Genomic DNA, 11138 nt, shown 5'->3' on the forward strand with positions numbered 1-11138 from the left:
GGTTCTGCCATCCACAGAGCGTGAACGTCGACACGCCGCCCGGCCGACAAGCCGAACAGCGTGTCAACCAACACCGTGTGGGTGTTGGTCAGGGCACTAGACGATACGGCGCCGTACCCGCCAAACCACCACACCGATCAGGACCACCGCGACGGCGACGAACAGGGCCGCCTCCATGAGCTGGAACGTCCAGAACCGGTCGGCCGGGTGGTAGACCTCGAACTGCTGGACGCCCCGCGCGTGCAGGAACTGGTTGAAGTTGGTGCCGGCCTGGTTGGCGGCGCCCTCCAGCTCGTAGTACTCGGTCCCGCTCAGCTTGCGCCCGGTGGCGTCTGCGTAGCCGTGTTCGATCGTCCAGTCGGCGAAGCTGGGCACGGTCCCGTTCCCCGCCTGGTCCGTCGAGCCGCCGACGGGGACCGGCTCCATGGTGGTGAGCGGCGTGGCGTACGCGGGACGGGCCAACAGCGCCACCGACATCCGGGCGGCGAGGAACGCCCCGAACGCGACGCCGAACGCGGGCAGGCTGCGCCGCAGGATCGCCCCGGCGACGGTGGCGACGCCGAACGCGAACAGCGCGTACGCCACCGGAACGAGTCCCTCCAGGTCGAAGGCGTCGTACTGGAACCGCCCTTCCCACGCGTCGAATGGCTGACGGAACCAGGTGAGCACCGCGGAGAACAGCGCGGTGAGCATGACGGTGACGCCGGCCAGTGCCGCGAGCTTGGCCGCCAGCCAGCGCATCCGCGGCATGGCCTGCGTCCAGGCGAGCTGCCAGGTGCCGTCCTCCAGTTCGCGCGCGAGCAGCGGCGCACCGAGGAACGCACCGATGACGACTGGGACCAGGTAGAACGCCGCCAGGAGGTTCTCGACGAACCCGAAGTCCTCGTCGAGCCGGCGGAAGGAGGCCGCGCAGCCCTCGTTGATGCCGGCCTCGCCCGCACATCGGGCGGGACCGCCGGGGAACAGGTCGTGGGCCTGCGTCCCGAGCACGAGCAGGGCAATGCCGAACATGCCGACGAGCAGGCCCAGGACGCAGACCTCGGCCCGGTGCTGGCGCCAGATCAACCACGTCATGCCGCCGCCCCCGACGGAACCGTGGCGCTCGGCTCGGACGGCCGACGGAGGTACGCCAGCACCAGGTCCTCCAGCGCGACCGGGTGGGCCTGCCAGCCTGGCGCGGTGGGAAGTGCGCCGTCGCGGACCAGCAGGGTCGTGTGCCGGTCGCTGTGGACGGCCTCCACGACGGCGCCCGCCCGGTCGAGGTCGGTGGCCGTGCGCGGGCCGACGAGCAGCCGGTGCTCGGCGAGGAGGGTGTCGATGTCACCGGTGAGCGTGACCCGGCCGTGGTTGAGCACGATCAGGTGGTCGCAGACGCGCTCCAGCTCGTGCACGAGGTGGGAGGAGAACAGGACGGTCACCCCGCCTTCGGCGACCGCGCCCATGAGGACCTGAAGGAACTCGTGCCGGGCCAGCGGGTCGAGGCTGGCCACCGGCTCGTCGAGGACGAGGAGGTCCGGACGCTTCGCCAGGGCAAGGGCCAACGCGACCTGGGCCTGCTGCCCACCGGAGAGCGACCCGGTTCTGCGGTCGAGCGGGATACCCAGCTTCGCCAGCCGGCGTTCGGCCAGCCCCTGGTCGAACCGCAGGTTGCAGGCCCGGCCGAATCGGAGCATCTCGGCGACGGTGAAGCGCTTGTACAGCGGGTGGTCCTGGGCCAGGAACCCGACCCGGGACAGGGTGTGCGGGGTGCTGGCGGTGACGTCGTGGCCGAGGACCTCCACGGTGCCGGTGCTCGGTGCCAGCAACCCGACGACCAGGCGCAGCAGCGTGGTCTTGCCCGCGCCGTTCGGCCCGACCAGGGCGATCACGCCGCCGGCCGGCAGGGTCAGGGTGCAGTCGCGCAGCGCCCAGCCCTTCCGGTATCGCTTGCCCACACCCTCGGTGCGCAGCGCGAACTCGGTCTCCGTCACGCCACGCCCTCATTCCTGGTCTGCTGGTGGACGGAAGCAAAAAGCGCGTTGACCGCCTGCTCGTCGAGGCCGGCGGCGTAGGCGCGGCGCAGCCAGGTCGCCAGGCCGCGGCCCAGCGACGTGTACGTCGATGCCGGCATCGCGGCCGACTGCTGTTCATTGACGAACGTGCCCTGGCCGGGCCGGCCGGTGACCAGGTTCTCCTGCTCCATCTGCCGGTACGCCTTGGCGACGGTGTTCGGATTGATCGCCAGGTGCTCGACCACCTCGCGGATGAGCGGGAGGCGGTCCCCGGGTTGGAGGAAGCCCAGCAGGACTGCCTGGCGGACCTGCTGGACGAGTTGCAGGTACGGCGGCACGCCGGAGTGGGTGTCGAGCCGGAAGACGAACACGGTTGCCCCTTACTGCTTTACTAGGATCACAGTAAAGCAGAAGGGGGGGGCAAGAGAGCCCGACGCGTACGCACGCCCGCGGCACCGTATCCGGGCGCACGCCTGGTCAGGGCGCCAGCGAGGACGGTCGCGCCGAGTGGGCCCCGGAGGGGTCCGCGCAGGCGCGACGCAGCGGCTCAGCGTCACAGGGGACGGCACCTGACCGCGGTGCGGTCCGGAGGACGGCAGTGTGATGGTCCGCGCAGGCGCGACGCAGCGGCTCAGCGTCACAGGGGACGGCACCTGACCGCGGTGCGGTCCGGAGGACCGCAGTGTGATGGTCCGCGCAGGCGCGACGCAGCGGCTCAGCGTCACAGGGGACGGCACCTGACCGCGGTGCGGTCCGGAGGACCGCAGTGTGATGGTCCGCGCAGGGCGCGACGCAGCGGCTCCGCGTCAACCGGGACGGCAGGTGGCGGCGGTGCGGTCCGGAGGACCGCAGTGTCAGGGTTCCGGGCAGGCAGGACGCAGCGGCTCCGCGCGAGCCGAGGACGGCACGTGACCGCGGTGCGGTCCGGAGGACGGCGGTGTTATTGCGTTTCGGTAACCCCGGAAATGCGACCTTGACCACATCCCGCCCCGGACATATGTTGACGCCTCTACCGACTAATGGTCAACGCTGAGCAAAAGTCCCCGGGTGGTGGCGTGAACGATCCTGCAGGCACGGCCGTGGCTCCGCTGCTCGAGATGCACGGCATCGTCAAGACCTTCCCGGGTGTGCGGGCGCTCGGCGGGGTCGACCTCGACGTCCGACCGGGCGAGGTGCACTGCCTCCTCGGCCAGAACGGCGCAGGCAAGTCCACGCTGATCAAGGTGCTCGCCGGCGCGCACCAGCCCGACGAAGGCACCATCGCCTGGCGCGGCGAGCAGGTGACGCTCGGCGATCCGCAGGCCGCCATGAGCCTGGGCATCGCCACGATCTACCAGGAGCTGGATCTCGTCGCCGGCCTGACCGTGGCCGACAACATCTTCCTCGGTCGCGAGGTCTCCCGCTTCGGGATCACCCGTCCCGCGGCCGGGAACCGCGCAGCCGCGGAGCTGCTGACCCGGCTCGGGCATCCGGAGATCCGGCCCACGGCCGAGGTGGGTGCCCTGTCGGCGGCGCAGCAGCAGATGGTGAGCATCGCCCGCGCGCTCTCCCAGGACGCGAAGTTGATCATCATGGACGAGCCGTCGGCCGTGCTGGACAACGAGGAGGTCGAGCGGCTCTTCGGTGTCATCCGCGACCTCACCGCGCACGATGTCGCCGTCGTCTACATCTCCCACCGGCTGGAGGAGATCCGCCAGGTCGGCGACCGCATCACCGTCCTCAAGGACGGGCGGACCGTGGCCACCGGACTGCCGGCGCGGGAGACGCCCACCCGCGAGGTCATCACGCTGATGACCGGGCGGACGATCGAGTACGTCTTCCCCCAGCGGCGCACCGCTCCGCACACGGAGGAGGCCCCCCTCCTCGAGGTCGAGGGGCTGAGCCTGCGCGGCCGGTTCGCCGACGTCTCCTTCGCGGTGCATCCCGGTCAGATCCTCGGCCTCGCCGGACTGGTCGGCTCGGGACGCTCGGAGATCCTCGAGACGATCTACGGTGCGCGGAAGGCCACCGCGGGCACCGTCCGCCTCGCCGGGCGGCGACTGCGTCCCGGCAACGTGGGCGCTGCGGTGGCCGCCGGTATCGGGCTGGCCCCGGAGGAGCGCAAGAGCCAGGCCCTGCTGCTGGACGACGCGGTCTACCGCAACATCACGGTCTCCAGCCTGGGCCGTTTCGCCCGCGGCGGGTTCCTGTCGGGGAGCGCGGAGAAGGCAGCGGCCCGGGAGCAGACCGAGGCGCTGGACGTCCGGCCGCCCGACGTGATGCGGATCGTGCGGACCTTCTCGGGCGGCAACCAGCAGAAGGTCGTGCTCGCCCGCTGGCTGCTGCGCGACTGCCGGGTGCTGCTGCTCGACGAGCCCACCCGCGGGGTCGACGTCGGCGCACGCTCGGAGATCTACGCGCTGGTCCGCGACCTCGCCGACCGCGGCGTGGCCGTCGTCGTCGTCTCCAGCGAGATCCCCGAGGTGCTCGGCCTGGCGGACCGCGTGCTCGTGGTCGCCGAGGGCGCCGTCGTCCATGCGGACGCGGCCGAGGCTCTCGACGAGCACCGCGTGCTCGACCTGATCATGGAGGGCACGGGCCACCACGGTGCCGTGCCCGGGACCTCCCAGCCAGCACGGCAGTCCGAAGGGGACGTGGCATGAGTGAGAGCGCGACGGCGACGAAGCGGGACGTGGGCCGGGAATCCGCCGCGGCATCGTCAGGCGGGCGGCCCGGACTGATGTCGGGTCCGCTCGGGCGCAACCTCGGGCTGGTCGTCGCCCTGGCGATCCTCTGCGTCGTGGGCGTGGCCACCGCCGGGGACAGGTTCGCCGACGTCGACAACGTGCTGACGATCCTGCGAGCGGCCTCGGTCATCGGCGTCGTCAGCGTCGGCATGACCTTCGTGATCATCGGCGGCGGGATCGACCTCTCGGTCGGCGCGCTCGTCGCTCTCGGCTCGATCTGGGCGACCACGCTGGCCACCCAGGCGATGGCCGAGGACTTCCACTGGATCGTCATGGTGTTCACGGCGATCGCGGTGGCTGCGGGCGCAGGGCTGATCAACGGCGTCGTCATCGCCTACGGCAAGCTGGTCGCCTTCATCGCCACCCTGGCGATGCTCGCGGCGGCCCGTGGCCTGGCCGAGATCCTCGCCAACCGGCGGACCCAGATCGTCCAGAACCAGGACTTCCTCGACTTCTTCTCGGGGGACGTGCTCGGCATCCCCAGCCTGGTCCTCATCTTCGCGCTGGTCGCGGTAGCGGGCTGGGTCCTGCTCAACCGCACGACGTTCGGCCGTCGCACCTTCGCCGTGGGCGGCAACGCCGAGGCCGCCCGGCTGGCCGGCATCCGGGTCCAGCGGCACACCGTGAAGCTCTACGTGCTCTCCGGTGTCACCTGCGGCATCGCGGCCGTGATGCTCATGGCGCGGACGACGACGGGCAGCTCCACCCACGGCACGCTCTACGAACTCGACACGATCGCGGCGGTCGTCATCGGCGGAACGCTCCTGATCGGCGGCCGCGGGACGATCGTCGGCACCGTCCTGGGCGTCCTGATCTTCCAGACGCTGAGCAACGTCTTCGTGCTGAACGACCTCTCCAGCTCTGCGCAGGCGGTCGCCAAGGGCGTGATCATCGTGCTCGCCGTCCTGCTGCAGATGCGGCTGGCCACCGGCGAAGGCCGGACCCGGCGGTCGAAGCAGGCGATCGCCGGGTCGGCCCCCGGCGGTCCCGGCGGCGCGTCCGGGGGCGGCAGCGCCACCCCCGGCGCCCCTGCCGGAGCCCGCCAGGGCGGAGCGGGCGAACCCACGACCTGACCCTCCACGGGTCAGCACCACCCCGGAGGCCGCCCGGCCTCCCGGCAACAGCACCGAGCACAGCACCAGCGGCACACCGACCACCTGGCGACGGGCCAGGGAGGCGTTACCCGAGGAGAGAACATGTCTGCAACGAGACAGCGCGGATACCGTCGCCTGACGTCCACCGCGGTGGCGTTCATCGGCGTCGGTGCGCTTCTCGCCGGCTGCACGGGGAACACCCCCGAGAACTCCGGCGACGGCGGCGGCAACAGCGCCGCGAGCGACAACGACGAGACCGGCGACACCGTCTCGATCGCCTTCTCCGCCCCAGCTGCCGACCACGGCTGGATCGCCGGCATCACCGAGTCCGCCAGGGCCGAGGCCGAGAAGTACGACGACATCGACTTCCAGGTCGCCGAGGGCACCAACGACGTGAGCACGCAGATCAGTCAGGTGGAGACCTTCATCAACGAGGGCGTCGACGCCATCGTGCTGCTGCCCTTCGACGGCGCCGCCCTCACGCCGGTCGCCCTCCAGGCCATGGAGGCCGGCATCCCGGTCATCAACGTCGACCGCGAGTTCAACGACCCGGCCGCCTCCCGTGCCACGATCCTGGGCGACAACTACGGCATGGGCGTCTCGGCCGGCGCGTACATCTGCTCGCGGCTGGAGGACAACCCCGATGCCGTCATCGCCGAGATCGCCGGCATCGACTCGCTGCCGCTGACCCAGGACCGCAGCCAGGGCTTCGCGGACGCGCTCTCGGAGTGCGGCCTCGAGGTCAGCAACCGGGTGGCCGCAGAGTTCACCGTCGAGTCCGGTGAAGAGGTCACGGCGAACCTGCTCCAGGCCGCGCCGCAGATCGACGCGATCTGGAACCACGACGACGACCAGGGCGTCGGCGTCCTGGCCGCGATCGAGAACGCCGGCCGCGACGAGTTCTTCATGGTCGGCGGCGCGGGCTCGGCCAACGCCATGCGGGCCATCCAGGAGGGCAACTCGGTGCTCGAGGCGACCGTCATCTACCCGCACACGCAGGCGGCCGACGGCATCAAGCTCGCCCGGCTCGTCGCCCAGGGGAAGAATGTCTCGGACCTGACCTCGCAGGGCGTCCCGCGGCGGATCGTGCTCGACGCCCCGGTCGTCACGGCCGACAACGTCGACCAGTTCATCGACAACGCGTTCGAGTCCTGACCGACTGAAGCGGAGTGGCCGGGGAGGGGACTCCCTCCCCGGCCACGCCACTCGAGCCACGGAGCACCCACATGACATCCCCCGACCGGCCGGCCCTGGGGGTCGGCCTGATCGGCTACGCCTTCATGGGCGCCGCGCACTCGCAGGCCTGGCGCACCGCCCCCCACTTCTTCGACCTGCCGCTGCGCCCGCAGCTCACCGTCCTCGCCGGCCGCAACTCAGCGGCCGTCACCGATGCCGCGCAGCGGCTCGGCTGGTCGGACACCGAGACCGATTGGCGGCGCGTGATCGAGCGCGACGACGTCGCCCTCGTCGACGTCTGCACCCCCGGCGACACGCACGCCGAGATCGCGATCGCCGCCCTCGAGGCCGGCAAGCACGTCCTCTGCGAGAAGCCGCTGGCCAACAGCGTGGCGGAGGCCGAGGCCATGGCCGAGGCCGCGGCGAAGGCTGCCGCCCGAGGGGTTCGGTCGATGGTCGGGTTCACCTATCGCCGTGTCCCCGCAATCGGGCTGGCCCGCAGGCTCGTCGCCGACGGGCGGCTCGGCGACATCCGGCACGTGCGGGCGCAGTACCTGCAGGACTGGATCGCCGATCCGGCCGCGCCGATGTCGTGGCGCCTCGAGAAGGACAAGGCGGGCTCCGGTGCACTCGGTGACATCGGCGCGCACATCGTCGACCTCACCCAGTACATCACCGGGGAATCGCTGACCGGGGTCAGCGCGATGCTGGAGACCTTCGTGAAGAAGCGGCCGCTGCCCACCGCCACCGGGAAGCTCGGTGGCGTCGGCGGCGCGGAGACGGGCGAGGTCACGGTCGACGACGCCGCGGTCTTCCTCGGCCGGTTCACCGGCGGTGCCCTGGCCACCTTCGAGGCCACCCGTTTCGCCATCGGGCGGAAGAACGCCATCCGGATCGAGATCAACGGCTCGGCCGGCAGCCTCGCGTTCGACTTCGAGGACATGAACGTCCTGCAGTTCTTCGACGGCACCGAGGCCGCCGGGACCGCAGGCTTCCGCCGGATCCTGGTCACCGAGCCCGAGCACCCCTACGTCGCCGCCTGGTGGCCGGCCGGGCACGGTCTCGGCTACGAGCACGGCTTCACCCACCAGGTCGTGGACCTGGTGACGGCGATCGCGAAGGGCGAGGACCCGGTCCCCTCCTTCGCCGACGGACTGCAGGTCCAGCGCGTGCTCGCCGCCGTCGAGCGCAGCGCTGCCGACCGCTCGACCTGGACCGACATCCCCGCCGCCTGACAAGGCTCACGTCCCGAGGAGAACCGCGCCATGCCCCGTCCGATCACCCTGTTCACCGGCCAGTGGGCCGACCTGCCGTTCGAGGAGATGTGCCGGCTGGCCTCCGAGTGGGGCTATGACGGCCTCGAGATCGCCTGCTGGGGCGACCACCTCGACGTCGAGCGGGCCGCGAACGACGACTCCTACGTCGCCGAGCGCAAGGCGCTGCTCGAGAAGTACGGCCTGTCGGTGTTCGCGATCTCCAACCACCTCAACGGTCAGGCCGTGTGCGACGACCCGATCGACGAGCGGCACCGCGGCATCGTCCATCCGCGCGTCTGGGGCGACGGCGATCCCGAGGGTGTCCGGCAGCGTGCCGCGGAGGAGATGAAGCTGACCGCCCGCGCGGCGGCCAGGCTCGGGGTCGACGTCGTCGTCGGGTTCACCGGCTCCAAGATCTGGAAGACCGTGGCCATGTTCCCGCCGGTCCCCGAGTCGATGATCGAGGACGGTTACGCCGACTTCGCGGCCCGCTGGAACCCGATCCTCGACGTCTTCGACGAGGTCGGGGTGCGGTTCGCGCACGAGGTGCACCCGTCGGAGATCGCCTACGACTACTGGACGACGGTGCGCACGCTGGAGGCCATCGGCCACCGGGAGGCCTTCGGGCTGAACTGGGACCCGAGCCACTTCGTCTGGCAGGACCTCGACCCGGTCGGGTTCATGTGGGACTTCAGGGACCGGATCTACCACGTCGACTGCAAGGACGCGAAGAAGCAGGTCGGCAACGGGCGCAACGGCCGGATGGGCTCGCACCTGCCCTGGGCGGACCCCCGGCGCGGATGGGACTTCGTCTCCACCGGGCACGGCGACGTCCCGTGGGAGGCCTGTTTCCGGATGCTCAACACGATCGGCTACGACGGCCCGATCTCGGTGGAGTGGGAGGACGCCGGGATGGACCGCCTGGTGGGCGCGCCCGAGGCGCTCGCCTTCGTGCAGCGGCTCGCGTTCGACCCGCCGACGGCCTCCTTCGACGCCGCCTTCTCCAGCGGCAACTGATCCGGAGCAGGGCGGGCGGGGTCACGGCCCTGCCGCTCCGGTCAGGGGCGGCGGCTCCGGCTGACGGCGATCAGGGCGCCGAGGACGACGATCGCGGCGGTCTCGACCCAGAGCGTCTCCCACCAGAGCGTGGCCGTCGTCGTCTCCACGAAGCCGAAGAGCCCGACGGTGGTGGAGATCAGGAGTGCGGCGAGGGAGCCGGCGGCGAAGGCCAGGTCGAGCGCCGCCACCCACGGCAGCCACCGCATCGGCGTGATCAGCAGCAGCCCCGCACCGCCGATCCCGAGGATGGTCTGCATCAGGAAGGCGGGGCCGATGACGTCGATGCCGTCGTACCCCTCCGACCACAGGTAGAGGTGGATGGCCGAGATGGCCAGCAGCAGCACCGCCCCCAGCAGCCGCAGGAGCCAGATCACCGCCCCCGACGGGCGGCGCCGGTCGAGCGTTCCCGCGCCCATGTGCGTCCCGGCGCTCACGTCACCATCACCGTCACCTCCATGCCCATCTCCCGGTGGTTGCCGATCGAGCAGTAGAAGACGTACTCGCCGGGCTCGAGGTCGACGGTGAGCGTCGTGGAGCTGCCCGGGGAGATGCTCTCGGTGGCGGCGACGTCGGCGCCGTCGCGCTCGGCGACGAAGTCGTGGGTCGCCGACCCGTCGTTGACGACCTCGAAGGTGTAGCTGCCCGCGCTGAACGAGTCCTCCGAGAGCTCGATGAACATCTCGCCCTCGGTGGCGGTGACCGTCTGGCCCTCAGCCGCGTCCGCCGGGCCGGGCGAGGCGGACCCGGTCCCGGACGCATCGGGTGCGGCCGAGCTGGCTGCCGTGGCGGTGCTGCTACCGCCGCTGGTCTCGTCCGAGCCGGAGCAGGCGGTCAGCAGCCCGAGTGCCACGGCGAGCGCGAGCGTGCCGGATCGCCGGGCAGCCGAGCGGGACAGGGGACCGGTCGATCGGGACACGGGGCCTCCTCGGGAGCGGGGCCCGGCGCCGGGCGGCGCGCGGGCCCACTCCCGAGATACTCCAACTTTGTAGGACCTACCGAAAGAGGCAGCCGCCCCCTTCACAGGAAAGCCACAGGTGGCCCTCCGCCCGCGCTCAGGCCCGCGCCGCCCTGCGGGCCCGCAGCTCCGCCTTGGCCTGGGCCTTTCCCGCCGTGCGGTTGGCCTTCGCCAGCGTCCGGGCCGCCCTGCGGACCTGCTGCGGCTTCCGGTCGATCGTGCCGCGGGTCAGCAGCCCCACGCCGATGCCGAGCAGCCAGACGTCCTTGGCTATGGCCAGGCCGTCCTGGGTGGGGGCGAGACTGCCCGGCTTCCGCATCCCCGGCGTGTTCAGGTAGAGCCCGAGCAGCCCGCCGGAGAAGCCGGTGAGCGCCAGGCCGGCGACGGCGGTCGGGACGAACGGGGCGAGCAGGAGTGCGCCGATGCCGATCTCGGCCGCGGCCAGACCCTGCGCGAACTGCCGCGGCTCGATGTTCTTGAGGAAGGGATAGGTGCCCGCGGCGAACCCGTGCAGCCCGGCCGCGGTGCCCTCGTCGGCGCCGCGCTTGCCGAGGCCGCTGTTGAGGATGAAGGCGCCGGCCGAGATCCGGGGGCCGATCTCGGACAGGGTGATGGGCAGACGCATGGGGAACACCTTCTCGGTCGACGGGATCGTGGAGCTCCCGGTGACCATGCCCGCCGCCCTGCCGGTCAACCGTCGGCCGGCGTCCCGCCCGGGATCCGCCTGACGCCGGCGTCCCCGATCGGGGACACCGGCGTCAGGCGGATCCGGAAAGAGGGCGGTCAGCGCCCGCGACGGGAGCGCGAGCTGAACGAGGCGGCCGAGCCGCCGGCGCCGGCCCGCGCCGCCAGCTCGGCGCGCGTGCGCGCCGGTCCGGCCG

The 11138-nt window shown here is 71.6% G+C and carries 11 protein-coding genes; 5 read left to right on the forward strand and 6 right to left on the reverse strand.

Annotated elements, in window-relative coordinates; translation table 11 throughout:
• Positions 1 to 96 precede the first annotated feature (96 nt).
• The 3 genes from E4P39_RS17365 to E4P39_RS17375 are packed head-to-tail and all read right to left on the reverse strand — an operon-like array spanning position 97 to position 2362.
• Positions 97 to 1074: an ABC transporter permease subunit gene (locus tag E4P39_RS17365; RefSeq protein ID WP_135137827.1), complete on the reverse strand. Its 978-nt coding sequence runs from the start codon at positions 1072 to 1074 to the stop codon at positions 97 to 99.
• The gene (locus E4P39_RS17370) at positions 1071 to 1970 is read right to left on the reverse strand and encodes an ABC transporter ATP-binding protein (RefSeq protein WP_135137828.1); all 900 of its coding nucleotides are present in this window, start codon (positions 1968 to 1970) and stop codon (positions 1071 to 1073) included. The genes E4P39_RS17365 and E4P39_RS17370 overlap by 4 nt, the downstream gene beginning before the upstream one ends.
• Positions 1967 to 2362: a GntR family transcriptional regulator gene (locus tag E4P39_RS17375; RefSeq protein ID WP_135137829.1), complete on the reverse strand. Its 396-nt coding sequence runs from the start codon at positions 2360 to 2362 to the stop codon at positions 1967 to 1969. The genes E4P39_RS17370 and E4P39_RS17375 overlap by 4 nt, the downstream gene beginning before the upstream one ends.
• Before the next feature lie 684 nt (positions 2363 to 3046).
• Between E4P39_RS17375 and E4P39_RS17380 the strand changes: the two genes are divergently transcribed.
• From E4P39_RS17380 to E4P39_RS17400, 5 genes are all read left to right on the forward strand, one after another.
• Entirely contained in the window at positions 3047 to 4633 is a 1587-nt protein-coding gene (locus E4P39_RS17380) for a sugar ABC transporter ATP-binding protein (RefSeq protein WP_245159916.1), read from the forward strand.
• Complete coding sequence (locus E4P39_RS17385; protein ID WP_135137830.1) at positions 4630 to 5790, forward strand: ABC transporter permease; 1161 nt, start codon at positions 4630 to 4632, stop codon at positions 5788 to 5790. The genes E4P39_RS17380 and E4P39_RS17385 overlap by 4 nt, the downstream gene beginning before the upstream one ends.
• Before the next feature lie 123 nt (positions 5791 to 5913).
• Positions 5914 to 6966 (forward strand): substrate-binding domain-containing protein, encoded by a 1053-nt coding sequence (locus E4P39_RS17390; RefSeq protein WP_135137831.1) that lies wholly within the window; start codon positions 5914 to 5916, stop codon positions 6964 to 6966.
• A gap of 71 nt (positions 6967 to 7037) precedes the next feature.
• On the forward strand, positions 7038 to 8222 hold the full coding sequence (locus E4P39_RS17395; RefSeq protein ID WP_135137832.1) for a Gfo/Idh/MocA family oxidoreductase: 1185 nt from the start codon (positions 7038 to 7040) through the stop codon (positions 8220 to 8222).
• Between the two features lie 30 nt (positions 8223 to 8252).
• Complete coding sequence (locus E4P39_RS17400) at positions 8253 to 9260, forward strand: sugar phosphate isomerase/epimerase family protein (RefSeq protein ID WP_135137833.1); 1008 nt, start codon at positions 8253 to 8255, stop codon at positions 9258 to 9260.
• Positions 9261 to 9301: 41 nt separating this feature from the next.
• Here E4P39_RS17400 and E4P39_RS17405 read toward each other — a convergent pair whose 3' ends face one another.
• From E4P39_RS17405 to E4P39_RS17415, 3 genes are all read right to left on the reverse strand, one after another.
• On the reverse strand, positions 9302 to 9736 hold the full coding sequence (locus E4P39_RS17405) for a hypothetical protein (RefSeq protein ID WP_135137834.1): 435 nt from the start codon (positions 9734 to 9736) through the stop codon (positions 9302 to 9304).
• Complete coding sequence (locus E4P39_RS17410) at positions 9733 to 10218, reverse strand: cupredoxin domain-containing protein (RefSeq protein ID WP_135137835.1); 486 nt, start codon at positions 10216 to 10218, stop codon at positions 9733 to 9735. The genes E4P39_RS17405 and E4P39_RS17410 overlap by 4 nt, the downstream gene beginning before the upstream one ends.
• A gap of 136 nt (positions 10219 to 10354) precedes the next feature.
• A complete protein-coding gene (locus E4P39_RS17415) occupies positions 10355 to 10882 on the reverse strand; it encodes a hypothetical protein (RefSeq protein WP_135137836.1) in 528 nt (175 codons plus the stop codon).
• Positions 10883 to 11138 lie beyond the last annotated feature (256 nt).

This window comes from Blastococcus sp. CT_GayMR19 (assembly GCF_004570385.1).
Lineage (GTDB): Bacteria > Actinomycetota > Actinomycetes > Mycobacteriales > Geodermatophilaceae > Blastococcus_B.